This is a genomic window from Pseudomonas sp. BF-R-26 (assembly GCF_019947395.1).
Lineage (GTDB): Bacteria > Pseudomonadota > Gammaproteobacteria > Pseudomonadales > Pseudomonadaceae > Aquipseudomonas > Aquipseudomonas farris.
This window is the reverse complement of the sequence record NZ_JAGYGK010000006.1, coordinates 98,841-123,554: the sequence shown is the minus strand read 5'-3', so window position 1 is coordinate 123,554 and position 24,714 is coordinate 98,841. Positions and strand designations below refer to the sequence as shown.

29 protein-coding genes are annotated in these 24,714 nt (G+C 58.4%); 16 read left to right on the top strand and 13 right to left on the bottom strand.

Features of this window, described 5'->3' with window-relative positions; all coding sequences use genetic code 11:
* Positions 1-20: 20 nt before the first annotated feature.
* The 10 genes from accC to KGB18_RS10175 all read left to right on the top strand — a co-directional run bounded on the left by accC (position 21) and on the right by KGB18_RS10175 (position 8,311).
* Positions 21-1,373: an acetyl-CoA carboxylase biotin carboxylase subunit gene (accC, locus tag KGB18_RS10220; protein WP_223569812.1), complete on the top strand. Its 1,353-nt coding sequence runs from the start codon at positions 21-23 to the stop codon at positions 1,371-1,373.
* A complete protein-coding gene (pxpB, locus tag KGB18_RS10215; RefSeq protein ID WP_223569811.1) occupies positions 1,370-2,041 on the top strand; it encodes a 5-oxoprolinase subunit PxpB in 672 nt (223 codons plus the stop codon). The genes accC and pxpB overlap by 4 nt, the downstream gene beginning before the upstream one ends.
* Complete coding sequence (locus KGB18_RS10210) at positions 2,038-3,009, top strand: biotin-dependent carboxyltransferase family protein (protein ID WP_223569810.1); 972 nt, start codon at positions 2,038-2,040, stop codon at positions 3,007-3,009. Before pxpB ends, KGB18_RS10210 begins: the two co-directional genes overlap by 4 nt.
* Before the next feature lie 12 nt (positions 3,010-3,021).
* Positions 3,022-3,426, top strand: a complete 405-nt coding sequence (locus KGB18_RS10205; protein WP_223569809.1) for an acetyl-CoA carboxylase biotin carboxyl carrier protein — start codon at positions 3,022-3,024, stop codon at positions 3,424-3,426.
* Positions 3,427-3,446: 20 nt separating this feature from the next.
* Positions 3,447-4,214: a LamB/YcsF family protein gene (locus KGB18_RS10200; RefSeq protein WP_223569808.1), complete on the top strand. Its 768-nt coding sequence runs from the start codon at positions 3,447-3,449 to the stop codon at positions 4,212-4,214.
* A 132-nt stretch (positions 4,215-4,346) separates the two neighbouring features.
* Positions 4,347-5,099 (top strand): SDR family oxidoreductase, encoded by a 753-nt coding sequence (locus tag KGB18_RS10195; RefSeq protein WP_223569807.1) that lies wholly within the window; start codon positions 4,347-4,349, stop codon positions 5,097-5,099.
* 118 nt (positions 5,100-5,217) lie between these two features.
* Entirely contained in the window at positions 5,218-5,919 is a 702-nt protein-coding gene (locus KGB18_RS10190) for an amino acid ABC transporter permease (protein ID WP_008073770.1), read from the top strand.
* A 6-nt stretch (positions 5,920-5,925) separates the two neighbouring features.
* Entirely contained in the window at positions 5,926-6,669 is a 744-nt protein-coding gene (locus KGB18_RS10185) for an amino acid ABC transporter permease (RefSeq protein ID WP_223569806.1), read from the top strand.
* Between the two features lie 23 nt (positions 6,670-6,692).
* Positions 6,693-7,421: an amino acid ABC transporter ATP-binding protein gene (locus tag KGB18_RS10180; RefSeq protein ID WP_223569913.1), complete on the top strand. Its 729-nt coding sequence runs from the start codon at positions 6,693-6,695 to the stop codon at positions 7,419-7,421.
* Between the two features lie 56 nt (positions 7,422-7,477).
* Complete coding sequence (locus tag KGB18_RS10175) at positions 7,478-8,311, top strand: ABC transporter substrate-binding protein (protein WP_223569805.1); 834 nt, start codon at positions 7,478-7,480, stop codon at positions 8,309-8,311.
* A gap of 314 nt (positions 8,312-8,625) precedes the next feature.
* Here the strand turns inward: KGB18_RS10175 and KGB18_RS10170 are convergent, their stop codons facing one another.
* The 12 genes from KGB18_RS10170 to KGB18_RS10115 all read right to left on the bottom strand — a co-directional run bounded on the left by KGB18_RS10170 (position 8,626) and on the right by KGB18_RS10115 (position 18,198).
* Positions 8,626-9,357: a TIGR03747 family integrating conjugative element membrane protein gene (locus tag KGB18_RS10170; RefSeq protein ID WP_223569804.1), complete on the bottom strand. Its 732-nt coding sequence runs from the start codon at positions 9,355-9,357 to the stop codon at positions 8,626-8,628.
* 89 nt (positions 9,358-9,446) lie between these two features.
* Positions 9,447-11,552 (bottom strand): type IV conjugative transfer system coupling protein TraD, encoded by a 2,106-nt coding sequence (traD, locus tag KGB18_RS10165; RefSeq protein WP_223569803.1) that lies wholly within the window; start codon positions 11,550-11,552, stop codon positions 9,447-9,449.
* Positions 11,553-11,561: 9 nt separating this feature from the next.
* On the bottom strand, positions 11,562-12,077 hold the full coding sequence (locus KGB18_RS10160; RefSeq protein WP_223569802.1) for an integrating conjugative element protein: 516 nt from the start codon (positions 12,075-12,077) through the stop codon (positions 11,562-11,564).
* Positions 12,074-12,622, bottom strand: a complete 549-nt coding sequence (locus KGB18_RS10155) for a lytic transglycosylase (RefSeq protein ID WP_223569801.1) — start codon at positions 12,620-12,622, stop codon at positions 12,074-12,076. The genes KGB18_RS10160 and KGB18_RS10155 overlap by 4 nt, the downstream gene beginning before the upstream one ends.
* Positions 12,604-13,329, bottom strand: a complete 726-nt coding sequence (locus KGB18_RS10150) for a TIGR03759 family integrating conjugative element protein (RefSeq protein WP_223569800.1) — start codon at positions 13,327-13,329, stop codon at positions 12,604-12,606. The genes KGB18_RS10155 and KGB18_RS10150 overlap by 19 nt, the downstream gene beginning before the upstream one ends.
* A gap of 9 nt (positions 13,330-13,338) precedes the next feature.
* Complete coding sequence (locus tag KGB18_RS10145) at positions 13,339-14,010, bottom strand: chemotaxis protein (protein WP_223569799.1); 672 nt, start codon at positions 14,008-14,010, stop codon at positions 13,339-13,341.
* Entirely contained in the window at positions 14,007-14,549 is a 543-nt protein-coding gene (locus KGB18_RS10140) for a PilL N-terminal domain-containing protein (RefSeq protein WP_223569798.1), read from the bottom strand. Before KGB18_RS10140 ends, KGB18_RS10145 begins: the two co-directional genes overlap by 4 nt.
* 106 nt (positions 14,550-14,655) lie before the next feature.
* Positions 14,656-15,402 carry an ABC transporter substrate-binding protein gene (locus KGB18_RS10135; protein ID WP_223569912.1) on the bottom strand — a complete coding sequence of 249 codons (747 nt, stop codon included), beginning with the start codon at positions 15,400-15,402 and terminating at the stop codon, positions 14,656-14,658.
* A 48-nt stretch (positions 15,403-15,450) separates the two neighbouring features.
* The gene (gene radC, locus KGB18_RS10130; protein WP_223569797.1) at positions 15,451-15,945 is read right to left on the bottom strand and encodes a RadC family protein; all 495 of its coding nucleotides are present in this window, start codon (positions 15,943-15,945) and stop codon (positions 15,451-15,453) included.
* 98 nt (positions 15,946-16,043) lie between these two features.
* On the bottom strand, positions 16,044-16,301 hold the full coding sequence (locus tag KGB18_RS10125) for a hypothetical protein (RefSeq protein WP_122513600.1): 258 nt from the start codon (positions 16,299-16,301) through the stop codon (positions 16,044-16,046).
* Between the two features lie 71 nt (positions 16,302-16,372).
* On the bottom strand, positions 16,373-16,954 hold the full coding sequence (locus KGB18_RS10120; protein WP_223569796.1) for an STY4534 family ICE replication protein: 582 nt from the start codon (positions 16,952-16,954) through the stop codon (positions 16,373-16,375).
* A 902-nt stretch (positions 16,955-17,856) separates the two neighbouring features.
* Entirely contained in the window at positions 17,857-18,198 is a 342-nt protein-coding gene (locus KGB18_RS10115; RefSeq protein WP_223569795.1) for a helix-turn-helix domain-containing protein, read from the bottom strand.
* Positions 18,199-18,407: 209 nt separating this feature from the next.
* Here KGB18_RS10115 and KGB18_RS10110 point away from each other — a divergent pair, with 209 nt between their 5' ends.
* Positions 18,408-18,665, top strand: a complete 258-nt coding sequence (locus KGB18_RS10110) for a hypothetical protein (protein ID WP_223569794.1) — start codon at positions 18,408-18,410, stop codon at positions 18,663-18,665.
* Between the two features lie 44 nt (positions 18,666-18,709).
* Here the strand turns inward: KGB18_RS10110 and KGB18_RS10105 are convergent, their stop codons facing one another.
* On the bottom strand, positions 18,710-20,677 hold the full coding sequence (locus tag KGB18_RS10105) for a DNA topoisomerase III (RefSeq protein WP_223569793.1): 1,968 nt from the start codon (positions 20,675-20,677) through the stop codon (positions 18,710-18,712).
* 437 nt (positions 20,678-21,114) lie between these two features.
* Between KGB18_RS10105 and KGB18_RS10100 the strand changes: the two genes are divergently transcribed.
* From KGB18_RS10100 to KGB18_RS10080, 5 genes are all read left to right on the top strand, one after another.
* Positions 21,115-21,705 carry an NADPH-dependent FMN reductase gene (locus KGB18_RS10100; RefSeq protein ID WP_223569792.1) on the top strand — a complete coding sequence of 197 codons (591 nt, stop codon included), beginning with the start codon at positions 21,115-21,117 and terminating at the stop codon, positions 21,703-21,705.
* A 2-nt stretch (positions 21,706-21,707) separates the two neighbouring features.
* Positions 21,708-22,349: a TetR/AcrR family transcriptional regulator gene (locus KGB18_RS10095; RefSeq protein ID WP_223569791.1), complete on the top strand. Its 642-nt coding sequence runs from the start codon at positions 21,708-21,710 to the stop codon at positions 22,347-22,349.
* Positions 22,342-22,701, top strand: a complete 360-nt coding sequence (locus KGB18_RS10090; protein WP_223569790.1) for a DoxX family protein — start codon at positions 22,342-22,344, stop codon at positions 22,699-22,701. The genes KGB18_RS10095 and KGB18_RS10090 overlap by 8 nt, the downstream gene beginning before the upstream one ends.
* A gap of 99 nt (positions 22,702-22,800) precedes the next feature.
* On the top strand, positions 22,801-23,235 hold the full coding sequence (locus KGB18_RS10085; RefSeq protein ID WP_223569789.1) for an NAD(P)H-binding protein: 435 nt from the start codon (positions 22,801-22,803) through the stop codon (positions 23,233-23,235).
* A 503-nt stretch (positions 23,236-23,738) separates the two neighbouring features.
* Positions 23,739-24,650, top strand: coding sequence for a LysR family transcriptional regulator (locus KGB18_RS10080; RefSeq protein ID WP_223569788.1), 912 nt, complete (start codon positions 23,739-23,741; stop codon positions 24,648-24,650).
* Positions 24,651-24,714: the final 64 nt, after the last annotated feature.

Sequence of the window (24,714 nt, the reverse complement as noted above, 5' to 3'; positions counted from 1 at the left end):
TTCTCTTTCAGGTGAATTCAATGTTCGACAAAGTGCTGATCGCCAACCGTGGCGAAATCGCCCTGCGCATTCAGCGTGCCTGCCGTGGCCTGGGGTTGCAGACCGTGGTCGTGCACTCCGAGGCTGATCGCCACACCCAGTATGTGCAAAACGCCGATCAGGCCCTGTGCATCGGGCCGGCGTCACCCGGTCAGAGTTATCTGAACCAGGCTGCGCTGCTGTTCGCGGCCAAGGTCAGCGGGGCCCAGGCGATTCATCCGGGTTATGGCTTTCTGTCGGAGAACGCCGGGTTTGCCGAACGCATCGAAGCCGCCGGCCTGACCTTTATCGGGCCGAGCGCCGAATGCATTCGCACCATGGGCGACAAGGTCGCCGCCAAACGGGCGATGCGCAAAGCCGGCGTACCGTGCGTTCCGGGTCCGGATTCAGTGATGCCCACCGATGATGAAAGCATCTGCGCCATCGCGCGTGAAATCGGTTACCCGGTGATCGTCAAAGCAGCCGGCGGCGGCGGTGGTCGCGGCATGCGCGTGGTGAAAGAAGAGAGCGAACTGCTGGATTCCATCGCGCTGACCCGGGAAGAAGCACGGCTGGCCTTTGGTAATCCGGAACTCTACATCGAGAAGTTTCTCGGTCATCCGCGGCACGTGGAAATCCAGGTGTTGTGCGATGCCCATGGCCATGCGATCTGGCTGGGTTGCCGTGATTGTTCCTTGCAACGTAGGCATCAAAAGGTGCTTGAAGAAGCGCCGGCGCCTGGCATTGATCCCGAGCTGATCGCCAAAGTCGGTGAACGCTGCGCCGCCGCTTGCCGGCAGATCGGCTATCGCGGCGTCGGCACCTTCGAGTTTCTTTACGAAGACGGTGAGTTTTTCTTCATCGAGATGAACACCCGGCTGCAAGTCGAGCACCCGGTGACTGAGATGACCACCGGCATCGACATCGTCCAGCAGCAACTGCGCATGGCCCGAGGCGAAGTGCTTGAGCTGCGTCAGCAAGACGTGCAGCTCAATGGCCACTCGCTGGAATGCCGGATCAACGCCGAAGACCCGATCACGTTCATGCCGACCCCGGGGCTGATTCAGCGCTGGGAAGTCCCCGGGGGCTTTGGTGTGCGGGTCGACTCTCATGTCACCGCTGGCTATCGGGTGCCGCCTTACTACGACTCGATGGTGGCCAAGGTCATCACCCACGGCGCGACGCGTGATGAGGCCATGGCTCGCATGCGCCTGGCCCTGAGTGAAATGTGCGTGGAAGGCATCTCGACCAATATCCCGCTGCACCGCGACATTCTCGACGACCCGGCGTTCTGTGCCGGTGGCGTGGACATTCATCACCTGGAGCGCTGGCTGCAACAACGGAGTCCGACATGAGTACTGCTTCTGTATCACTGCGTCCGCACATCAGCCTGCTGGGGTCCACGGCTTTGTTGTTCGAAGCCCCGGGCGAGCTGGATCTGGCGCCGCAACAACGCATTTGGAACCTGGCTTTGCAGGCCGGGCAATGGGCTGAAATACACGAAGCGGTCCCCGGCATGAATAACCTGATGCTGACCTTCATCAAGCCGCCGCGCGACCTCAAAGGACTGTGCGAGCGATTGCTAGAGGCCTGGGAGCAGAGCCAACCGCTGCCTCTCGAAGGGCGCATCGTCGAGTTGCCTGTGGTGTACGGCGGCGAATTCGGTCCACACATGAATGATGTGGTGGCGCACACCGGGCTGGATATCGACACCATCGCCAATCTGCATTGCGAGCCGCTGTATCCGGTGTACGCCTTGGGCAGCCATCCCGGCTATTGCTATCTCGGCGGCATGGATTCGCGTCTGGCCACACCGCGGCGGCAGGTGCCAGTGATCAGCATTGCCGCCGGTTCGGTGTCGATTGGTGGGGTGCAGACCGGTGTTTCCGCCTCCGCCGGCCCCAGCGGCTGGAACACCATCGGCCGCACCGAAATGTCGTTTTTTGACCCGACCCAAAACCCTCCGGCCATGCTTCGGCCGGGCGATATGTTGCGCTTGCGCATCGAGAGGATCATTCGATGATCGAGATTTTATCGGCTACCGCCCTGGCCACCGTGCAGGACTTCGGCCGCTTCGGCAGCCTCGGTTACGGGGTGGGAACTTCCGGCGCGATGGACCATCTGGCGCTGGCGTTGGGCAACCTGTTGCTGGGCAATCCCCAGGACGCAGGGGCCATCGAAATTCCGCTGTTTCCATTCGAGGTGCGGTTTGTTCAGGACTGTGACTTCGCGGTGACCGGTGCGGCCTGCGAAGCCTCCCTCGACGGTCAGCCACTGCCGCCGTTCTGGGTAGCGCAGGCCAGGAAAGGCCAGGTGCTTAGCCTCGGCTATCCGACCTCTGGCAGTCGCGCCTATCTATGCCTGGCCGGTGGCGTCGATGTACCGCAGGTGCTTGGCTCGCGCAGTACTCAGTTGCGCGGTGAGTTCGGTGGTTTGCAAGGACGGGCCTTGCAACAGGGCGATCGGATTTCGGCGATGCGTCCTGGTGTGAGCATGCTGCCCACTGATTACGGGGTCGTGTCGCCGAGTCGGGCGTTGCCATTGCAACGCGATGGGCTGCCGGCTATGCGCGTCCTTCCAGCGGCTGAATACGAGTGCTTTCTGGATGAATCCCGTGCGGCATTCTGGTCCGGCGAGTGGAAGGTCACCACCCAGAGCAACCGTTACGGCTACCGGCTCGAAGGTGCGCCGATCTTGCCCAAGGCCGCGATGGAAATCCGTTCCCACGGCATCGTCCCCGGCGTGATTCAGGTGCCCCACGGTGGGCAGCCCATCATCCAGATGCGCGACGCGCAACCCAGTGGCGGTTATCCGAAATTCGGCACGGTGATTGAAGCGGATCTCTGGCGGCTGGGGCAGGCACCGATCGGCAGCAAAGTGCGGTTTATTGAATGCAGCTACACCGAAGCCGTTGCGGCTCTGGAAGACAATCAGTGCTACCTCGAGGAAGTTCGCCGCCTGGTCGAACTTCACGGTCTGGCCTCGCGTTAAGGACATTCGAACATGACAAATCAGGAAATCCGTCAGTTGGCGGTGTGGCTCAAGGAGACCCACCTGGCTGGCGCGGAAATACGTCGTCCGGGGCTGCATCTGGTGCTCAAGCGCAGTGCCGCCGAAGTCGCCATACCTGCTCAAATCGTGGCGCCAGTGACATCAAAGGCTACGGATGAATCGCTATTGAAGACGCCAGGCCTGGGTCGGTTGCTGCTGATGCACCCCGAGCAGAGCGACGTGCTGGCGTCGGTCGGCAGTCGGGTGGAACAAGGGCAGCTGATTGCCCTGCTGCAAGTTGGCGACCTGCTGCTGCCGGTACGCAGCCAAAGGGCAGGGCGGGTGACGGCGGTGTTGGTGCCTTGTGGCACGACGGTCAGTTATGGCGAGGCGTTCATGCGCCTGGAAGCGGCATGAACGGGCGAGGAAAAGAAGTGATGAAAATCGATTTGAACGCTGATCTGGGCGAGGGCTTCGGATCTTGGCGAATGGGCGAGGATGAGGCGTTGATGAGCCTGATTTCCTCCGCGAACGTGGCGTGTGGTTTCCATGCCGGCGATCCGCTGATCATGGATAACACGGTGCGTCTGGCCAAGGCTGGCGATATCGATCTGGGCGCCCATGTCGGCTTCCCCGATTTGATGGGCTTCGGTCGGCGTCAGATGAACATCGAGCTCAAGGAGTTGGCGACCTATGTGGTTTATCAGCTCGGCGCGCTGGCCGGGATGGCAGCGGTCAATGGCCACCGCATGACCCACATGAGCTTTCACGGCGCGCTGGGCAACATGGTCGCGGCCGACGCGGCGCTGGCTGAGCCATTGGTGTGTGCGGTGGCCGCGTTCGATCCGACATTGATTATCAGCTCGTCGAGCAGTCGGGCCATTGAAAACGCCGCTGAAAAATTTGGGCTGCGGGTCGCCACGACGTTTCTCGCCGATCGTGCCTACGACGATGACTGCCTGCTGGTGCCGCGCAAGGTGCCGGGGTCGGTGATCAAGGAACCGGCGGCAGTGCTGCAACGGGTTCGGCAGTTGTTGGAGGAGGGCACCGTCACCAGTCTCAATGGCAAGCACATTGCGGTGCCGGCGCATTCGATCCTGTTGCACGGTGACACGCCCGGCGCCGTGGAACTGGCCCGCACCATCCGTCGCGAAATCGAGCTGGCGGGCGGCTGTATCACGCCGATTTCGCAGTTGCTGGCTTAAGTGTTGCACCGTCATAAGCAGGGCTTATTGCCACACAGCCATTCCGTCTTGGTGCCCGGCTTCAGGGCTGGATAGAGTCGAAGTCATCGCGATCACCCGAGTGATCCGCACACGTAATACGAGGACAGATTCATGCCATTTTCAGATTACAAAACCGCGCTGGTGACCGGCGCCTCTTCCGGGATTGGTGCCGCAGTCGTCGAGCGTCTCTGTCAGGAAGGTGTGCAAGTGCATGCCTTGGCCCGCAGCGCCGACAAGCTGCAAGAACTGGCCACGAAAACCGGTTGTATCGCTCATGCCATCGACGTCACCGACTTGGCCGGGCTGACTCGTCTGTTCGAAACCCAGCCGTTCGACATTCTGGTGAACAACGCCGGTGTCGACAAACCGGGCTCGATTCTCAAGGCCGACGCCGAAGGCATCGACTTGCTGATCGACGTCAACCTGCGTGCGGTATTGCACCTGGCGCGTCTGGCGTTGCCGGGGATGGTCGAGCGTGATTGCGGCCACATCATCAACATCAGTTCGATTGCCGCGGCGTACAACTTCGGCGGCAACTCGACTTATCACGCGACCAAAGCGGCGGTGAGCATGCTTTCGCGACAGTTGCGCATCGATGCCTTCGGCAAGCGGGTTCGGGTCACCGAGATCTGTCCGGGCCGAGTGGCCACCGACATTTTCGCTCACGTCCACGGTGACTCCGAAGAGACCTACAAGCGCTTCGTCGAAGGTTTCGAGTTGCCTCAGGCCAAGGACATTGCCGACGCCATCGCGTTTGCCATTGCCGCACCGATTGCGGTCAACGTCGGGCACATGGAAATCACCCCGACCCTGCAAGTGCCCGGCGGCCTTTCCACTGCCCGTCCGCAGGATTATCAGGGCTGAGTTTCCCCCGCACGAGACACTACAGAAGAACGGATCGATCCGTCATCGCGGTACCCACGCCACGCCTGTGCTTGGCGCCTTATCCCTGCCCTTATCCCAATGCCGATGGGGATTGACCATGAAGCATGACTTCGATTTGGCCGCGGTTCTGCAAGGCGAATATGCCGAGCTGATCGTCAAGGGCATCGAAATAACTCTACAACTGGCGCTGTTCGCCTGGCTCTTGGCGATGGCCCTGGCGCTGTTGTTGGTGACTGTGCGCCTGACTGGCAACAAGCTCGCCGATCGTCTGGTGGCGGGTTACGTGTCTTACCACCGCAACGTGCCGACGCTGGTGCAGTTGATGCTCTGGTATTTCGGTGTGCCGACCTTGCTCAGCGAATCCACGCAACTGTGGCTGGCGAACTACAGCACCGAATACCTGTTCTCGGTGATTGCCTTGGGACTTTGCCAGGCCGCGTATTTCTGTGAAGACATCCGCAGTGGCCTGCGCGCCATTCCGGCCGGGCAGACTGAAGCCTCCAGGGCGCTCGGATTGGGTTATGTGCGCTCGATGCGTTATGTGATCCTGCCGCAAGGCGTGCGTAACTGCCTGCCGTCCTTGATCAACCACACCGTGCTGTTGTTCAAGAACACCAGCCTGGCCATGGCCATCGGTGTGGTGGAGCTGACGTACGCCACCCGCGAGGTCGAGAACTACACCTTTCGCACGTTCGAGTCTTATCTGGTCGCCACGGTGTTCTACCTGGTTTTTTCATTGCTGTTGATGGGGCTCGGCGCGTTGTTGGCGCGGCGCTTCAACAAAGCGCTGGCGAGGTAGACCACGATGTTCGATATCTTCTCGATTGTGCAGCAGAACTGGACCTTGTTCCTGATCGGTCAGTACCCGCATGGCCCTTTGGGTGGTTTGGCGAGCACCTTGATTCTGGCGGCGCTGGCGCTGTTGCTGGCGTTCCCTTTCGGCTTGCTGCTGGCGTTGGCTCGGGTGTCGCCGTGGACCGGACTGCGCTGGGCTGCCACGGTCTGGGTGTATGTGCTGCGGGGCATCCCGCTGCTGATGGTGATCTTCTGGACCTACTTCCTGGTGCCGTTGTTGATCGGCCACAACATCACCGGGTTCGTCACCATGCTCTGCACGTTGGTGATTTACCAGAGCGCCTACCTGTGCGAAATCATTCGCGGCGGCATTCAGGCGCTGCCGTCGGGTCAGTACGAAGCGTCCCGGGCCTTGGGCCTTGGGTATCTGCGCACGACGATCTGGGTGATCTTGCCGCAAGCGTTGTACAACGCGCTGCCCAGCCTGATCAGCCAGTTCATCTCTATCATCAAGGAAACCTCTCTGGGCTACGTGATCAACGTCCAGGAAGTGACCTTCGCCGCCAACCAGGTCAACAACCAACTGCTGACCAAGCCGTTCCAAGTGTTTTTCATCCTGGCGATCATTTACTACCTGCTCTGTTTCGGTCTGACCCATCTGGCCGCCTGGGTGGAACGCCGTATCGCTCGCAAACGTCTGGGCAACGCCGGCCAAGCCGTGGCTGCCGACCCCTTGCTGGCCATTGATAATTGAAGAGGGTTGCGTCCATGCATCCAATGATCATGTTTTCGAACATCAACAAATGGTACGGCGAGTACCACGCACTGACCGACATCACCGCTGAGGTGAAGCCCGGAGAAGTGGTGGTGTTGTGCGGCCCGTCCGGCTCCGGAAAATCGACGTTGATCCGCACGGTCAATCGTCTGGAAGACATCCAGAAAGGCCAGATCCTGTTCGATGGCCAGGACGTGCACGGTACCGACGCCCACATCAACCGGCTGCGCAGCCGGGTGGGTTTCGTGTTCCAGAGCTTCAATCTTTTTCCGCACCTGTCGGTGCTGGAAAACATCACTTTGGCGCCGAGCAAAATTCGCGGTCTGAAAGGCTCGGCCGCGAAGCAACAGGCCATGCAATTGCTTGATCGGGTAGGGCTGGCACACAAGGCTGGCGCCTATCCGGCGCAGTTGTCCGGCGGTCAGCAGCAGCGGGTAGCGATTGCCCGGGCGCTGGCGATGGAGCCGCCGGTGATGTTGTTCGATGAACCCACCAGTGCCCTCGACCCGGAAATGGTCGGGGAAGTGCTGAACGTCATGAAGAGTTTGGCCAAGGATGGAATGACCATGATGTGCGTGACCCACGAGATGAATTTTGCCCGTGAAGTTGCTGACACCATCTGGTTCATGGACGCGGGTCAGATTCTGGAAAAGAGCACGCCCGAGCGTTTTTTCAATCAACCCTCGCACCCGCGAGCACAACGATTTATCGCCGATTTGCGCGCTCACTGAATCGCAACGGTTTTGCTTGCTCTGCCATTCGACTTTCCCATCCCCGGAGTTTTTCCATGCGTATGAAGCATCTGTTAGTCACGCTGGCGTTAGGTCCTTTGGCTGTTGCGGTCGCCCAGGCCGATCAATTGAGCGACATCATGGCCAAGAAGTCATTGAGCTGCGGTGTCTACGCCGACGTGCCGCCATTCTCGGCGCCTGATCCGAAAACCCGCGAACTGGTGGGCATGGACGTCGATTTGTGCAAGGCCCTGGCCAAGACCATGGGCGTTGAACTGGAGCTCAAGCCGCTGTCGGTGGAAGCACGGATTCCTGAGGTGAAAATGGGGCGCGTCGATGTGATCTTCGCCAACCTGGCCTACACCAAAACCCGCGCCGAACAGATCCAGTTCAGCGACCCGTACTACATCGCCAAGGAAACCCTGGTGGTGCGCGCGGTCAACGCCGATCAACCGAAAAGCTTCTTCAAGGACAAACGCATCAGCTCCACCAAAGGCTCGACGTCCGAGCAGTCGATCCGTATCGCCGGGGCCACGCCGGTAACATTCCAGGACACCGGCTCGGCCTACATGGCCTTGCAGCAAAACAAGGTCGTGGGCCTGGTGACCAACACCATGACCGCGTTGAAACTGGTCGGTCAGGCCAAGGAAAGTGGTGTCGAACTGGCACTGGCCAAGGAGCCGATGGCGCTGGAACCGATTGGCGCGGGCATGCGCCGGGATGAGCCAGCGTTTCTGGCCAAGGTCAACGAATCGCTGGCGTCGATGGAAAAAGCCGGGGAGATCGATGCGATCTGGGACCGCTGGATTGGCCCGAACACCGCCTACAAAATGGTGCGTGAGGACAAAGTGCAGAGCCTTAGCGACTTGAAGTTCGATCCCTTGCCTTGAGCGTGGTGAGTTGTTGCGCGGAAATCGTCTTGAACGATGAGTTGTCCACTTGAAAACTCAATCCCGATGAATGTCCGTGATGTGGTCTAGTTAGAAAATTTGACTAATCCCTGCGCATCGGGGAAGGCCGGAATCTGATAAGGATTCCGGTTTTTTATGCCCCTCCATTAGCCTTCGAGAATCTTCCTCTGATTAAGCTCAACCATTTGTGATCGGCATAGCTTTTATTCGAGCGCAGAGATAGCCAAGAAAATCCCGGATAGCTTGTAAAAAACTGCGTAGTACCGATACGTTGGAATGCCGATTAGAAGCCGTCAAAGATATTTTTTGAATGTTGCTGCGGTGATCGCCATTGTCACTCCAAGTAACACGGCGCAAGGTAAAAACACAGCCATAGGGTTAAGCGAAAAGGGGATAGATAAGTAAATGATCCAGGGCACGACTAACAGTGGCACCACTGCTCGCTTGACGCGGTGATAAACAAAGCTGCTTTCCCGTCCAGCGCCAAACTTGCGTAGGTCGCGGTGCATCAAGCCATCGACAAAACCGGTGAACGAAGCCAACAAAAATAGTGGTGTGGACAGGGTCAGAACGGTTAGGCGCACCACAAAGGTAAAAGTCACAAACACCGCCGCCAGCATGAAATCCTCAATACTCACGTAGAGCTGATTGGTCCAGCTCCAGAAGCCGTTGCGCTGGCTCGGCACTCGCGCCTGCTGGGCAAAATCTGCAAAGCCAGTCTTGACCAGCAGCCACTGATTGAGGACATCCAGCCACTGGACAATCGTTAGCCCAGGCTGTTGGATGAGAAGTGAAGATTTGAAGTGCTCGCCGAGCCAGCCTAACTCCTTGGTTAGCATGGCCTGACTATGTCGCCAGCCCTGATCACCCCAGAACAGCAGCAGGCCAACGAACTCGATGAGGATCGAGAACAACAACGAGGCAATCAGCAAACCGATGATGCGCAGGACCAGGCTGATCGCCGAGATGATCAGTCCTGGGCGCTGGATGGGTTGTGGCTGCGTGTTCTGGGCGGTAGTCGCCATAGTTCACTCCATTGCGTGCTGCAGAGCTGATGTGGGCACGACGCCTTCTGGATCGGTTTTTACTGAATCGAAACCTGTGGCGGGGCGGGCTATCCGACCTGATCCAGATCGAAGTTGGTAGTTGGCCCGCCACCGCTGGCAGTCCACCATTGCCCCGCCTGCGCGTTATAGGCCGCCCGCATTCGCTCGGTGAGCTCCTGCAGGTCTTTGGGCATGGCATCGTCATTGGAGGGTTTTGGCAAAGGCATACGAACTTTCCAGAGCTGCCCCCCCGCCTGGAAGGAGAACATTTGCCCCTTGGGCAAACTGACGATGTGCGCGGGTTCGATCAACGGCACGCTGGTGCTACTGATGCGGTCCTGCGAGGAGGACGTGAAGTCCGTGTTGGCCTCCGGATCGGAGGTGTCGGTGGCGCCCGACACCAGGGTTTTGGTCAGCACGTTAACCTTGGGCAACTGCTGGGTGAGCAGTTCTGCGGTCGCAGTTTCGCGCACCCGCAGCATCTGCAGGGTGTTGAAGTTACCAATAACCTGGCCAGCTTTGGCGCGGTTACCGATTCGCGCTTCGATATCGCTGAGGGTTTGGGTGTAGGCGGTTACCTGGATACCGGCGCCGCCACCCTTATTGATCAGTGGGATGAACTCATCGCCCATCAACTCGTTGAACTCATCAGCGTGCAGGTTAATCGGCAGCTTGTCACCGCTGCTGCCCGATGGGGGGAGGCCATGGTCAATGCCATGCTTGTAGATGTGTCCGGCGACCGAGACCAAGTCGGCGAACATGGAGTTGCCCACGGCGGCGGCCACCTCGGCATCGGTCAGCGCATCCAGACCGACGTAGACGATGCCGCGTTTTCGGATGATCTGCATCCAGTCGAAGATTGGCCGCGGGTCATCTAAATCGGTGTAGTTGGGGGCCAGTAACTGGGCGGTCTTGCCGGTGGTGAGTTTCTCCAGCAGCGGCAGTAGCGAGGCCACGATTTTGTCGAAGTAAGTACGGTCATACCGCACCGCCGAACGCAGTCCGTCCATTACCGGATCAAATACCCGCTTCGCCGCCAGGTACTGCTCAATGGCCACCACCCGCTTTTCGCGCCCGATCATATGCCGGGGAATGTTTTTCTCGGTGAGCTTGCCTTCCAGTTGGACGATCACTTCCCAGGCTTTCGGATCGGTCTTGGCGAAAAACTGCTGGGCGTATTCGATGAACAGCGCGTCGATATTGACCACATGTCGCTGGATCTGCAGGTAGTCCGGTCGCCGGCCCAACTCGATCAGAGCGCGGGCGATGATATTGACGAAACGCCAGGCAAACTCACGAAAGGCCGCAGAATTACCTTCACCGCTGAGCTGCCCTGCGATGCGCGATGCCACCTCCGAGATGCGCCCGAAACGTCCCACGGCGTTGTAACGCGCGGAGATCTCTGGCCAGCCTAGATGGAAAACATAGAATTCCTTTTCCCGACCGGCGCGTTTGGCTTCGACGTACATGCGCTTGAGCAGGTCGGCATCGCCCTTCGGATCGAAAACGATGACCACCTCAGGTTCGACGCGGTGAATGTCCTGGGTGATGTACACCTCGGCGAGTCGCGTCTTTCCGACACGGGTAGTGCCGAGCACCAGGGTGTGTCCTACCCGTTCGCCCAGCGGCAGGCTGACTTCCGTTTCGTCGGGTTCGACCCCATGCAACAGCGGCGAGCCACCGACCGGGGGCAAAGGGCGCAACGGATTGAAGGCACTGTCCCAGGCGGTGACACGCGCCAATGTCGAGAACGGAAACGGTGCATGCTCCAAGCGCCATTCGAGTGCTCGGGCCAGGCGGTAACGGGTCGGTTGGTCGACATAGTGAGCGACCGCCGGATCCTGGGCCTCGACCAAGCGCTGGGTGTGCAGGCGGCTCCAGCGAAAGCCGCGCCCCATAAACAAGCGCTGACGGCTAACCGGAATCTGCCGACTGGTCAGTTCGTAGCGGGGCAGCCGGCGGATATTGCGCCGATAGCGCAACACCTCCCAGGCTTGTCGCAGGCGGATAAGGCCGAACAGGGCATAGGCCAGCGCCGCAATCAGACCGATCTCGGGTGACAGGGCTACAGCCCAGGGCGAGTACACGCACAACACCACGGCGGCGATACAGATCGCTACGGTGTACAGCTCCACCGCTGGCCGGAGCTTGGACTCCATCGCATGCTCGGCCATGACCTGGACTCACTGTTCCAGTGAGGTGGCAGTGATCAAGACCGGGTAGTGCTCAATCTGCAGGCGGGTGGCGATGTCGTTGCCATTGACCGGCAGGATGGTGATGGCAGGAGCGGCTGCTCGAATCCGGGCCAAGGCTTCAGTATCAGCCACTTCGACGGCGAGGCCGGCCGCACCCATTTCCTGCAGTTCAGCCGCGCGTTGACGCAGCCAAGTCAGTGATTGGGGATCTTCACCGACCAGGAAAAATGGCCGCAAGCCCGGCATGTTCAGGGCGCGAGACGTGATCTGGCCTGGGCTTAACCGAGAACTACGGATCGGCAGTATCCAGGCTTCATCGGTAAACGTGGACAGGTCCGCATGCATGGCCCGATCAGGCTGGGTCTTGTTGTTGATGGGCGGTCTGGAAACTTGAAAATGGTTCTGGGTGACGTCGTTAGGCTGCCCCCCAGCAACGGTTAGTTCCAGCTGGGCGAAAGGTGCCAAGAGCAGGAGGAAATAACAGGTAAGAGATATGGGCTTCATGGCGATGTGCCCTGTTCGAAGGAAACCAACAACCGTTCGAGTTGCCGGGAAAAGCCGGAGCGGTAACGCGCGGCTGGCGCTCCGCCCGCCGGGCGGTGATAGCGTCCGGCAGCTGACACCCAATCACCGGTGGCGGCGTGGTGCTCCTGCAACAGCGCGGCGGTCACGGCGAGATTTCGGTAGGGATCAAGGGCTTCGCAGGGGCTGGAAAAGCGTTGTCCGTGGTAACCCAGGTTGGTTTGCCCGAGTCCGACATCGACCCGCTTGGCGTCATGTCGGGCGAGTGCCTGAAGTAAGGCGTGACAGGCGGCCTGGCGAGTGGCGAAGCGGTAAGGGCTACCGGCAATATTCAGCGTCCAAGGCCAGGGCCGCAGTCGACCACGGACGCGGATACTACTCTCCTGCAGGGCAATCGCGAACAGCACCGTAGAAGGGATGTCGGCGTCATGCGCCGCCAGTTGGTAGGCAGGAGGCGGGAGTTCATCCGCCTGGACGGCGAGCACCGTCAGCAGGAGCGCAATACGACTCAGTCGAGGCGTTGCCATTGTCCATTCACCTGTTGAAATGTGGCAGGCAATGGCCCCGGGGCACCGAGGCGGAACCAGCGTCCACGGTCATGGTTCAGGGTGATCTGCCGGCGTTGAACCTTGGCCGGATCGATGTCTGCTTGCCGAGCCCAGCGACGGACGCGTTCATCCTCACCTTGGCTGGCCACCAGGTAGATATCGAACGCCGTGTCACTGCTTTGCAAACGCTGCGCTTCGGCGGTGCACGCTGGGCAGTGGTCCTCCACAAACAGGGATTGGCGCAGCACGACCGATGAGTTGGCAGGGGATGGGGATGGGGATGCCATGCCCTGGATCGGCAGCAGCCCGGGAAACAGCTTGGCCCAGGCCGCGGTGTAAGCGTTTTGGTAGGCCATCTCGCGCTCGGCGCGTTTGGCTTCCAGTGCTACCTGTAATTCGGCATAGCGCCGGCGCTCTTGGTCGGTCTCTGCCTCGACTCCGAGTGCGGTCAACGGATCGAGGTTCGGGCTCCAGAAACCGCGTGGGCCGGTTTGGATCTGTTCGAAGCGCGTCCACTCCTGCTCCGTCAGACCCCAGCTCGCAGCCTGTTCAGAGTCAGAGCGCCCCAGGGGAGCGGACTGCGTTTCCTGGATCCGTGACTGTGTCGTGGCGGGGTTGCCAATCGCAGCGCCCATGGCCAGTAGCGAAACGAGACAGGCAACGGTGGGCAGTAGCGCTCTGTTCATGATTGCGTCTCAAGGGAGGTGCACGGTCTGGTCTGGCTGAGCGGCCACTGCGAAGATGGCTGAGTTCGGTTCAAGCACTTTCAGGTGCCAAGTTCCGAGCTGCTCGCCGCTATGCAGCAGCCGGACGTCCGTGAGAGAGCGACTGTCATGAGGAGCGACCGCCAGAAAGCGCTCACCACCGCGGGACTCGACACTCAACACCGAGAACGGCGGCGAGAGCGGGACGGGCATGGGGCGAGCGGTCTTTTTCGGTTTGGTCGCGGAAGGCGTCGGCGGTGGGGGGGATGGCTGAGACTTGAGGTCCAGGAGCTGCTGCTCGATGTGCTCAAGGCGTGCGCGTAGCGCTGTCAGGTCTGCCTCGGTGGCACGGGCTGCCAGATCATCGCGCAGTTCCTGAATCTCTTGTGCCCATTGATCCAACATCGGATCGAGGGTATTGGCTTGTTGCTCGCCGGTATCGACCATCTGCTTCAGGTCCTTCATCGCGTACTGCAGTTTTTCCTGTGCATCCATGAGGGCGTTTGAATCACGTTGCAGGGTGTCCAGGGTTTGTCGGTATTGGGTGTTCGTGCTCTGTAGCTCGGCGATGCGCTGATACTGGTTATACAAACCACCACTCAGGCCGGCAATTGCCAGGCAAAGCAATCCGACAATGAGGGTTTGAAACGTCGAGGCTTTCATGGGCGTGCCTCCGACTGATGGGGCGAAACGGGTGTGATTGGCGTGACGCCAGCCTCCGTTTTCAACTGTTCGAAGCAGACCGAACGGCTGACTTCATCAGTTGTGGGTTGCCAGGCGGGGCCAGCCAGCACTTGTAGCGCGCTGCGCAACGGGATTGGGCCAAGCCGGTAATGAGCTGCGGGCAGAGGGCGGGTAAACAGCACCTTCACCGACGCGGAAACTGGACAGAGCGAATAGCCCGAGCGCTGCAATACATACTGCAACGCCTCCTGCACTGAAGGGCTCAGGCTGGACGGGATGTTCACGTCGATGATTTGCTCTAGAAGATCGCGTTGTTCCGTGGTGGGCTCGGTGCTGACCAGCGTATAGCGACCATAGCGGAGTTCTGTCGGATGGCTTCCTTCGGCAGTGCCCATCGGGAGCTGGGCTCGATTGGAGCCATTCTCTATAGCTGGAGTGGTCGGCAATGGGCTGGGGATTGGTGCGGTGCAGGCGCTCAGCAAACCCAGCAGGCAGACAGGCGTGAAAAAACGCTCCATGGAAAAAACCTCATGTCAGATTCAGTGCAGAACCTGACATGAGGTGAAGGAGCGATTCAGTGAGAAAGTCGATTCAAGGCGGGTCGTGTTAAAACTGAACGCGTTGTTACTCATCAAAAACGGCGAGCCCATCCAAGACGGCAGCGTCGGGGTCGAAGATCAACAATCGCACATCCGCCAATGCCGCCAGATACAGTACGTTGACCAAAGTTTCCGGCGTGCCGGCGTCGAGCTGCTCTTGTCTCAGGGTTGAATAAGGCTGGCTCTCAATGTTCAGCAGGTTGTCGTCCGTCCATGGCGTGCCGATCAGTTTGCATCCGATACCGCAGCAATCCGGCAACGCGAACAGTTCGAACAAGAGGCCAGTTTGCCTCGGAACGAAGTGACTGACCCATTCTTCCAGATAAAGCATCGCTTCTTCGGGAAGGTGTGCGGTACTGATCTCCCAGGCTCGACTGTAGTGTCCCGTTTCGAAGCTCAAGCGATGGAACACGGCTTGGGCTTCTTCCAGGGAGTACAGGTCGCCGACGTGATGCCGCTCGTTGAGCACTTCTCCCATCACGGCGTAGATCACTTGGCGCACCAGCCCGGTGGACTGGCAGCGTTCATCCAACTCATCCGGAATGGATTGGCCTTCGCTGATCAAGGCGAAATCGTCATTGAACAGACAGGGGAACAGCTGCAGCTCATCGTCGGGCAGATGGGCTTGTGAGTCGTGTACGGGTCGAAAGCAGGGAGGGCAGTCGTCTTCGTAGGTGATCTGCAGCAGCCGTTCGATATGAAAGTTGTCGTAGCCGCGAGCAAATGGGTTTGAAGCTGCCAGCAGGGTTGGGGCTTGGGGTGTGGGGGGCATGAGGGTTCTCCAGATGAAAATGAACAAGGCGCCCGACGCCTGTGAGGGTTAAAGCCAGCCATGTTCGGCAAGGGAGAGCGGACGACCTTCACCCACGATGAAGTGATCCAGTACACGCACTTCGATCAAGGCCAAGGCCTCTTTCAACCGTGCGGTCAAGATGCGATCCGCCTGGCTGGGTTCCGTACACCCTGAGGGGTGGTTGTGCACAAAAATGGCGGCTGCGGCGTTATGCGCGAGGGAACGCTTAACGACTTGGCGGGGGTAAACGCTGGCGCCATCAATGCTGCCGTGAAAGAGGACTTCGAACGCCAGCACGCGGTGCTTGGAATCGAGAAAAATTACACCGAAGACTTCATGCTCTTGTTGCGCAAGGTGCAGTTTTAGATAAAACGCTACGGTGTCAGGGGCGGTCAGGATAGGGCCGCGGGTGAACAGCCGACGATCCAGAATTTGCAGCGCTTCGTCGATCAGCTGGTTTTCTTGGACGATACGATCGGCCTCGAAATCCGAGGTCTCGATCAGGGTGAATTGGGTGCTCATTGCGGTACCTCCGAAGGGAACAATCAGGGGTACACGCCCGAGGGGAGTGGTATCCCCAGTAGGTGTGGAGTCGCGGGCGTTAGCCGATGGCGCGCTGTTTACAGCCGAGTGAATCGGTGGCGTTGACCGTGTTGGGGTGAGCCACAGCCGTCGCAGGGCAACGGAGAAAAGGCTTTTATCCCCCAGCCGGCTTCGGGATCGAAGTCGGCACTGATGGGCATCAACTGAACCAGTCCACGATGGATACCTGCGATGCGTTTCTCGATTTCATCCGTCGTGTAGTAGAGCGATAATGTGCTGTAGTCCTCGTAAGCCACAGCGAACAGGCAGTCATCGCAAAGCCAGAAGGATTCCATGTTGGTTCTCCTGTTCTGATTGAAGAAAAGGCGCTCAACGGAGCGCCTTGGTGAGAAACATCGTGTCCTGTTCAGACGGACTGAACGTTACGGGTAGCATCACGGCGAGCCGTGCGAGGAGTGGGTGGAGAGTCAGGTTCAACCCGAGCCTCTGTTGGGTTTTCGATTTCCTCAGCTTCGGCATCAGCCGATGGTGGGGAGGGCTCACTGGTGGACGCTTGCTCAGCAGGTGCTGTTGCTTCCTGCCTGGCGGGCGCTTTGTACTCGAACGTGCCGTCGACCTTGATCCAGTCGATGAACAGCAAACGACCTTTCAGACTGGCGCCTGGTTGACCTTGTTTATCACCTTTCTCGTAGAGAAACGGATCGATCCACAGGTCGCCGATACGGAACGACAGCAAGACCTTTTTCTCGGCCTTGACGGCGTCCGTATAGAGACGAATCAAGCGTTCAGCTTCGCCCCCCGCGACTTTGCAGTCGAAACGGGTGTACTCGACCGCATCGGAGGCACCGTGCAGGGCGGCGATATCGCAGGCCATGAACGGCTGGCCGCGGCGGACTTGGACTTCACGAACACGGTTGAGGTAACCGATACCGACGGTGTGCAGGTTGAAGTAGGTGGTCGCTTCTTGGGATTGGTTGGCGTGGGCCATGGTAGTTCTCCTGTTTCAAGGGAAAACGGCGACGCACAGTCCCTGACGGGGAAGTGAGCCCCCGTCAGGGTGGGTAAGGTGAAGGCGAGCGATGAATGACTCTCCACCGGCAAGTCGATGACGAGCAGAACGATGCGTCTGGGGGAGTAGCGGTGCAGCAGATGAATGTCTGCGTTGGTGATCCGCAGGCATGGGGTAGTGGGCATTCATCACCGCTGAAGCGGTAATCGCGCGAGCTTCCGAACGCTGATCGCACTTGGGTAAACCACCACGAATGTGGCGTAGCCTTGAAGGTTCAAGCTACCTGGGCTGGGCTGTCAACGACAGCGAACCACGCCCTTTATATAAGCCTGTCACAGGGGAGCGTCAAGGCGCTGCAACCCGGTTTTTTATGGCCGGAATTCAGCGGCAGTCACTGTACTGAAGAAAATGAAGAGTAGGCCTGACGAGGCGCCAGGCGAGGAACAGAAAAGCCACCTTTGACGGTCTTACGCAGTCACAAGCTCCTCGCAAAACTTGGTTTAACTGCGCCATGATTCGCCAACCGACCCTTGTCGTGGCCTGGATCGGAACATGCTGGCACGCATCCGCGCACAAAGGGCGCCCAGTGTTTCCCCGGCGGGCTCCGGGACTAAATACGATCGCCGAAGCGGATGACCGCTATTGCCTGGCAGAGGCAACAGTGGTCATCCGCCACCACGATCAGGTCGAGCACAAAACGGGAACGAAATCCCGCAGAAGAGAAGGCTCCGAACTCAAGGAGTCCGACCGAACTATCCGGAGCGAATCGGTCTTGGGTCGCCGTTGGCGATGATCCTGAGGCACTACAGCAGAGAGGGTGGGACGACGTCAAGGCAGAGGACGCACCCAGCGGTCCCTATAGCGAATGCGAGCGAATGAGCTCACTTGTTGGCGAGATGTGCGGCCAATTGTTCGACGGTTGCCAAGATGAAGGCACGGTCGTTTTCTTTCAGTCCACTCAGCAAACCAGCGATCATCTGGCCCTGGTCATGGGGACGATTGCTCGACGCCGTCAGCAGTTCATCTATCCGACAGTCGAAAATATCTGCTAACTGCATCAGCTTGACCACGGAAAGCTCCACCACACCTCGCTCCAGGCGCGAGATGGCTTCGCTGCCGATCCCCAGGCGTTCAGCCACCTCTTCCTGGGTCAGATTACGCTCGGTGCGGTGCTTCGCGATCATGCGCCCGATTTGGGCTTGGGTTGGATGTTTATGTGCCAAGTGATGAGTTCTCCAGTTCAACCCGAATGGTTGAGCAAAGACCCATTGACATGAACATCCTTAAAGGTTGAGTATAGACTTTTAGGGTTGTTATATTGGCTGAAATCGCTGTGTAATGCGATGTGGCTTCTATTCCTCCAGGAATCAGAGTCCGAGGTGGCCAGTGAGAATGAACGGTCTGATAGGACCAAACGGAGGAAAGGTTGAGCATGGAAGAGGAGAGCGAGAACGTCATGGATCTGATTTGGGATCGAACACTGGAGTTGTTCATCAGGATTCATGATTGCCCAGATAACCCTGAGCACTTCGACAATCTTGTCCATTGGCTCAACGAAGATCCTGCTTACCTGAAAGCGTTTAACGAACTGGGGCAGATATGGATTTCGACAGGCATCGCCTTGGCCCGTGAAATCGGACAACCGCTAAGCGACTTAGAGAGGGACCAGCCGCCGTTGATGATGCACTGACCAGTACATCGCCCCCAATACGCATGTTGGCCTCCAATGGCGTGTCATGGGCGACGCGTATCTTGGCTGATCGGCACAGTACCCTTGCAGTCTGGGTAGTAGGAGCATGACCAGAACGGTCCTGATTTCCCCTTTCGCCTGAGCATTGAGGCGTTGCAAGTTGGGCAGGCCGGACCGACTTCGATAGGCATGGCCAAAGTAAGTGAGCCGCAGCGTGCGACCAACTGCGCAATCCAATTCGCCTGCTTGGCGACGAATGCATCCAGGGTCAGACGTCCCGCTTCGATTTCGTCCAGAGCCTGCTCCCAGATCGCGGTCATACCCGGATCCGCGACTGCAACGGGTACCGTCTCGATCAGGGTATGGGCCGCTGCTGAGGCCATCAAGGCGCGTTTTTTCTTCAGTAAATAACCGCGATCAATTAACCCCTTGATGATGCCGGCTCGGGTGGCTTCGGTACCGATACCGGTGGTGTCTCGCAGTTTCTGTTTCAGGCGAGGGTCGTTGACCAGCTTGGCCACGTTTTTCATGGCCTTGATCAGATCACCCTCGGTGAGCGGTTTGGGGGCGGCAGTGCGCATCGACTTGAGTTCGACGTCGTTTACTGCGCACTGAGTACCCTGTTGCAGGACGGGCAAGATTTGGGACTTGTGACTGGGCTCATCCTCCTCGGTGTTTTCGGAGAGCAAACCTTTCCAGCCCTGGACCAGGATCTGTTTGCCAGCCGCGGTCAATCGTTCTCCGCCACACTGCAGTTCGACCTGGGTTCGATCAAACTCATGGTGCGGCAGAAATTGCGCGAGGTAGTGGCTACGAATCAGTTCGTAGACTTGGCGTTCTTGTTCGGACATCCGTGCCAGGCTCGCCGGCTCGGTGGTGGGGATGATGCCGTGGTGTGCGGTGACCTTGGCGTCGTTCCATGCTCGTGAGCGCAATGCTCGATCGAGGCTTCCGAGTGCGGGCCGCAGTGCGGGATCCGTTTTGAGCAGGGCATCGAATACCGCAGTGACCTCGTCGAACATACTCGCTGGTAAATAGCGGCAATCGCTGCGCGGGTAGGTGGTGGCTTTGTGGGTTTCATACAGGGCTTGGGCGATGTTCAGGACCTCCTGGACACCGAGTCCCAGCTTGCGCGAGCAGACCTCCTGAAGGGTGCTCAGGTCGAAGGGTAGGGGCGGCGCTTCGCGGAAATGCTCTGTCTGCAGCGTAAGTACTGTGGCGGTCTTACTGTCCGTGATTGTTTGGACAGCATGACGGGCAAGCGCCTGCTGCAGGCAGCGACCGGCCTCATCTTGTCCTGCGCTGGGTGGTTGCCACGACGCGATGAACGGCTGCCCCATGGAGGACAGGTGCACTTCCACTTCCCAATAGGGCACTGGGACGAAGCTGGCAATCGCACGATCCCGATCGACCACCAGACGTAAAGTCGGTGTCTGGACGCGTCCCACCGACAGTACGCCATCGTAGCCCGCCCGCCGACCAAGGAGGGTAAACAAGCGACTCAGGTTCATGCCGATCAGCCAGTCGGCGCGGCTGCGGGCGAGGGCTGAGTGGTAGAGCGGGAAGGTTTCCTGGCCGGGCTTCAGCGAGGATAGTGCCTTGCGAATCGACGCCTCGTTGAGTGCAGACAACCAGAGGCGCTGAACGGGGCCTCGATACTGGCAAAGCTCCAGTAACTCGCGAGCAATCATTTCACCTTCGCGGTCGGCGTCGGTCGCGATAACGACGGTGGTGGCTTCGCTGAGCAGGCGCTTGATGACTTTGAATTGTGCCGCGGTCTTGGGTTTGACCTCGACCTGCCATTGCTCGGGAATGATCGGTAGATGATCCAACGACCAGTTCTTGTACTGAGCGCCATAGGCTTCAGGCGGTGCTGTCTCCAGCAGGTGGCCGATACACCAGGTGACGGTTGTCTCTGTGCCGTTCAGGCAACCATCACCACGCCGGGTGGCCCCGAGTACCTTGGCGATGTCCCGACCCTGGGAAGGTTTCTCGCAGAGGAATAGGCGCATAAAACTGCTCCGGATTGGGTCCAAAGCAGCGTTGTTGGAAACACTAGGTGTGGGATATGAGAAACCTGAATTTCAGGTCTTCCATATTAAGTAAATGGGGCAACAGTTGAAGGGGAAAAGCGCGAGCATGGTGTGAGAACACGGATAAAGCTCGTGTAGTCGATACGCCTGGTTTCGCATGCCACCCCTGATGGCTAAAAGGGGAGGTGCGTAAGACTCTACGAGCTCTTCTGTATTGCGATAGTTAGACTGTTTATTGTCCATTTGAGCCAGGTTTGTGCGCAAACGATTAGTGCAGTGCAATCCTTAACGTTGTCCAAATTTTTTGTCTTGATAGGTATGGTACGGTACGATACCGTACATGATGTGATCCTGGGAATCGTATTCGAAGCGCCGGATCTCCATCAAAAAACTTTGACCGAGAGGATCAGAACCTCATGCTCAGAATTGCCTTGATCGTTGGGTCGACTCGTCCCAAACGCTTTGCCGATAAACCGGTGGAATGGCTTGTCGAAGGCGCGAAAGCGCGCACTGACGTCCAACTCGATGTACTCGATCTGCGAGAGGCGGATTTACCCTTTTTCGAGGAGTCCATTCCTCCGTCGATGCTTGGGGGAGTCTATTCCCATCCTAAGGCTGAGGCCTGGCGGCGTCGTATTGGTGAATATGATGGTTATATCGCTACTGTTGCCGAGTACAACCACGGCCCGACCGGGGTCCTGAAGAACGCGCTCGACAGCGCCTTCCTTGAATGGAATCGCAAGCCTATTGGCTTTGTCGGCTATGGTGGAGTCGGGGGCGCGCGGGCCATCGAGCAGCTTCGCGGTATCGCCGTAGAAATGCAGATGGCGCCACTCAAACACGAGGTAAATATTGCCCGTGAGCCGTTCATGGGTGTTTTAACGCAAAGCAAGACACTGAACGACTATGACTATCTTGTTCAAAGCCGTACCGATCTCTTTGACAATCTAGTCTGGTGGGCCGAGGCGCTCAAAGTTGCCCGAACTAAATTACGGTTGGTGCAATGACTATGGATGCACATCGCACCAAGCACGGGGCTGCGAGAGTACGCTCGCTGACCGACGCGGCGGCCGATATGTTCCTGGATCAGGGATATGAGGCTGTGTCACTGGACGCTCTCATTGCTCGGGTTGGAGGCTCACGGCGTAACATCTACAGCCACTTCGGCGGCAAGGAAGGCCTGTTTATAGAGGTCGTTACCCGGTTATGTGCTGATCTCGCCCGCCCGCTTGAAGGGCTGGAGATCTCTAGCGAAGGCGTGAAAGATACCCTCACCATCTTCGGGAGCCGCCTCCTTGAGATCGTCTTGCAGTCGCGCACCCTAGCTCTGCATCGCCTGATGATTGCTGAAGGTCAGCGGTTTCCCGAGCTGGCTCAAGCGATCTGGCAGGCTGGGCATGACAATGCCGCGCGGATCCTTATCCCCTGGATCGAGCATAAGCAATCCAATAAGCAGCTGCGGGCCGATCTGCCGGCTAAAGACCTTGCTGGGCAATTCGTGAGTCTAGTGGTTACCGAACCGCAACTGCGCTTTCTCGTCGGTTTCATTCCTGACCCAAGTCGATCAACAGAGAACGCTCAAATCGTTGAGCGGGCGGTCGCGCTGTTCCTGAGCGGAGCCCTCATTCAGAAAGGTGGTATCAATGCGTAAATTCTCTTGGAGGCCGATTCTGGCCTGGACGCTCGCCGCTTTTTTCCTCGTCGGAGCCGTAGGTAACATCTTTGTTTCGGAATCGATCGCTGAAGACTATCTGCGTTGGGGGTACCCGGACTGGTTCCACTTTGTGACTGGAGCACTGGAACTCACCACGGCTGTTCTGCTGGCTGTTGCGGCTACGCGTCTTTGGGGGGCAGCGCTTGGCTGTGTCGCCATGTTTGCGGCAGCAGCCACCGTCACTGTTCACGGTGAGTACGCCCATGCGATTCCTCCTGTAGTCGTGCTGGCGTTGTCGGCTGTTGTTGGTTGGACAGCATGGCGGCTCCGCTCATCTACTTCGGCATGATTCCCCCGTTATAGACGATGGAAAACGGCATGCTTTTGGCGTTTTCCATCGGGTTCTCTATCAGATGGTTTCCGCTTGTGAATCTGTGAGGTAATTCGCATGTCAGCACCCCTTCCATCGCGCCTTCTCGTCACTGGTGCCAGTGGCTATATTGGTCGACGTACCGTGGAATTGTTGCTGGAGGCGGGAGCTGAAAACGTCATCGCCGCCAGCCGTTATCCGGAGATGCTTTCAGACCTTGCCTCACGTGGGGCCGAGATACGCAAAGCCGATTTCGATGATCCGGCTACTCTTGATCTGGCATTCGCTGGCATAGAGCGTCTGCTTATCGTCTCTACGGACGCGTTCGGAGTGCCCGGCAAGCGTCAGCGCCAGTGGTTTACTTCGTCGGGTGAGGGATGTGCCGGATATGTGACACGCGATGATGTGGCGGCCGCTGCCGCTGCTGTCCTTTCATCCGATGTTATACACAGCTGTCGTGTTGACGTACTGGGCTGGAAGCACTATCGGCGACAGCGGTCGTTGGCATTGTGAATGAGGTCTTTGACTCTTCGATTCAAGTCGTCCCGGTGTGCGACGAACAACTCGCTGAGGGCATGTCGGCTGTCGGTGTCCTCGCTCCAATTGTTGAGTTGCTCGTCGCGATGGATGCCACTGCTCGCGCTGGAGGAGTCAATATAGTCAGCAACACGATACAGACTCTTACGGGAAAACCTCCACGTTTGCTACGCGAATTTTTGATCCAAAATCGTGCGGTACTCCTTCAATGAAGTAAGAGAGCTCAAATCAACTCGTTGTCCTGGCTCAATCCTCAGAAGACCTTGTTTTCGTCTCAAATGCATATACCTATGTCGCGGATCAGGGGCCCAGTGTAATCCTGGACGTTGAAGTGGTTGACAAAGCCATGCTTGCAATCGCCCGAAGAGACGGGACGTAGACAGCATCAGAGGCAGGGAAATCTAATCAGCTGGCTTCATTCAAGTGAATTGACACCATTCTCTTGTCCTTTAAATGAGCTGTTATCGCCGAGAATGCTAATGCTGCAAAAAAAACTGATCCGTCGTCTGGATATGATCACCTTGCAACTCTTCGTTGCCATCCAGGAGGAGGGTACGCTAACCCGTGCGGCGGCCCGTGAGGCGATTGCGGTGTCGGCGGCGAGCAAGCGATTGATGGAGCTGGAGGAGGCGCTGGGTATCAGTCTGTTCGTGCGCCAGGCCAAGGGCATGACCCTGACGCCTGCTGGCGAAACCCTGTTGCACCATGCGCGGCAGATGTTGCTCAACGTCGAGAAAATAGGCCTTGAGTTGGGTGAGCACGTGCAAGGTATGCGCGGTTATGTGCGGATGCTGGCTAATCTTTCAGCGATCATTCAGTTTTTGCCGGAAGATCTGCGGGACTTCTCCGAGCTGCATCCGCAAGTCAAAACGGACCTTGAAGAACGCCCCAGCAACGGAGTGATTCAGGGTGTGCTGGATGGCGTGGCGGACCTCGGCATTTGCTCCGGTGACATCGATAGGAAAGGGCTACACAGCGTACCGTATCGATGCGACAAATTGGTGGTGCTGATGCGTCCGGATCATCCGTTGGCCATTGAGCACGAATTGGTGTTTGCCGACACGCTGGACAGCGATTACGTCGGCCTGCACGCGGGTAGTTCTATCAATATGCGCACTCACTCGGCAGCACGGGCGGCGGGCGAGGTGCTGCGGTTGCGGATTCATGTGCCGGGGTTTGACGCCATGTGCCGCATGGTCCAAGCCAACATGGGCATCGGCATTCTGCCGCAGCGGGCCTATGAACTGTTCGGCCGGGCGCTGGGTTTGCACGCGGTGCCACTCTGCGACGAATGGTCGGCACGCACGCTGATTCTGGTGGTGCGCGATGAAGCATCGCTGTCGCCGGTGAGCCGAATGTTGTTTGAGTGTTTACGGGGGGAGCAAGGTTGAGATTTGTTGGTACCTGTAAAGAGGCCTTCGCGGGCAAGCCCGTGAAGGCCTTCCTGAGGTCGCA

Bases quoted from the DNA above. Each gene is read 5' to 3' on its own strand.
- accC (WP_223569812.1), top strand. From the start codon at position 21: ATGTTCGACAAAGTGCTGATCGCCAACCGTGGCGAAATCGCCCTGCGC.
- pxpB (WP_223569811.1), top strand. From the start codon at position 1,370: ATGAGTACTGCTTCTGTATCACTGCGTCCGCACATCAGCCTGCTGGGG.
- KGB18_RS10210 (WP_223569810.1), top strand. From the start codon at position 2,038: ATGATCGAGATTTTATCGGCTACCGCCCTGGCCACCGTGCAGGACTTC.
- KGB18_RS10205 (WP_223569809.1), top strand. From the start codon at position 3,022: ATGACAAATCAGGAAATCCGTCAGTTGGCGGTGTGGCTCAAGGAGACC.
- KGB18_RS10200 (WP_223569808.1), top strand. From the start codon at position 3,447: ATGAAAATCGATTTGAACGCTGATCTGGGCGAGGGCTTCGGATCTTGG.
- KGB18_RS10195 (WP_223569807.1), top strand. From the start codon at position 4,347: ATGCCATTTTCAGATTACAAAACCGCGCTGGTGACCGGCGCCTCTTCC.
- KGB18_RS10190 (WP_008073770.1), top strand. From the start codon at position 5,218: ATGAAGCATGACTTCGATTTGGCCGCGGTTCTGCAAGGCGAATATGCC.
- KGB18_RS10185 (WP_223569806.1), top strand. From the start codon at position 5,926: ATGTTCGATATCTTCTCGATTGTGCAGCAGAACTGGACCTTGTTCCTG.
- KGB18_RS10180 (WP_223569913.1), top strand. From the start codon at position 6,693: ATGATCATGTTTTCGAACATCAACAAATGGTACGGCGAGTACCACGCA.
- KGB18_RS10175 (WP_223569805.1), top strand. From the start codon at position 7,478: ATGCGTATGAAGCATCTGTTAGTCACGCTGGCGTTAGGTCCTTTGGCT.
- KGB18_RS10170 (WP_223569804.1), bottom strand. From the start codon at position 9,357: ATGGCGACTACCGCCCAGAACACGCAGCCACAACCCATCCAGCGCCCA.
- traD (WP_223569803.1), bottom strand. From the start codon at position 11,552: ATGGCCGAGCATGCGATGGAGTCCAAGCTCCGGCCAGCGGTGGAGCTG.
- KGB18_RS10160 (WP_223569802.1), bottom strand. From the start codon at position 12,077: ATGAAGCCCATATCTCTTACCTGTTATTTCCTCCTGCTCTTGGCACCT.
- KGB18_RS10155 (WP_223569801.1), bottom strand. From the start codon at position 12,622: ATGGCAACGCCTCGACTGAGTCGTATTGCGCTCCTGCTGACGGTGCTC.
- KGB18_RS10150 (WP_223569800.1), bottom strand. From the start codon at position 13,329: ATGAACAGAGCGCTACTGCCCACCGTTGCCTGTCTCGTTTCGCTACTG.
- KGB18_RS10145 (WP_223569799.1), bottom strand. From the start codon at position 14,010: ATGAAAGCCTCGACGTTTCAAACCCTCATTGTCGGATTGCTTTGCCTG.
- KGB18_RS10140 (WP_223569798.1), bottom strand. From the start codon at position 14,549: ATGGAGCGTTTTTTCACGCCTGTCTGCCTGCTGGGTTTGCTGAGCGCC.
- KGB18_RS10135 (WP_223569912.1), bottom strand. From the start codon at position 15,402: ATGCCCCCCACACCCCAAGCCCCAACCCTGCTGGCAGCTTCAAACCCA.
- radC (WP_223569797.1), bottom strand. From the start codon at position 15,945: ATGAGCACCCAATTCACCCTGATCGAGACCTCGGATTTCGAGGCCGAT.
- KGB18_RS10125 (WP_122513600.1), bottom strand. From the start codon at position 16,301: ATGGAATCCTTCTGGCTTTGCGATGACTGCCTGTTCGCTGTGGCTTAC.
- KGB18_RS10120 (WP_223569796.1), bottom strand. From the start codon at position 16,954: ATGGCCCACGCCAACCAATCCCAAGAAGCGACCACCTACTTCAACCTG.
- KGB18_RS10110 (WP_223569794.1), top strand. From the start codon at position 18,408: ATGGAAGAGGAGAGCGAGAACGTCATGGATCTGATTTGGGATCGAACA.
- KGB18_RS10105 (WP_223569793.1), bottom strand. From the start codon at position 20,677: ATGCGCCTATTCCTCTGCGAGAAACCTTCCCAGGGTCGGGACATCGCC.
- KGB18_RS10100 (WP_223569792.1), top strand. From the start codon at position 21,115: ATGCTCAGAATTGCCTTGATCGTTGGGTCGACTCGTCCCAAACGCTTT.
- KGB18_RS10095 (WP_223569791.1), top strand. From the start codon at position 21,708: ATGGATGCACATCGCACCAAGCACGGGGCTGCGAGAGTACGCTCGCTG.
- KGB18_RS10090 (WP_223569790.1), top strand. From the start codon at position 22,342: ATGCGTAAATTCTCTTGGAGGCCGATTCTGGCCTGGACGCTCGCCGCT.
- KGB18_RS10085 (WP_223569789.1), top strand. From the start codon at position 22,801: ATGTCAGCACCCCTTCCATCGCGCCTTCTCGTCACTGGTGCCAGTGGC.
- KGB18_RS10080 (WP_223569788.1), top strand. From the start codon at position 23,739: ATGCTGCAAAAAAAACTGATCCGTCGTCTGGATATGATCACCTTGCAA.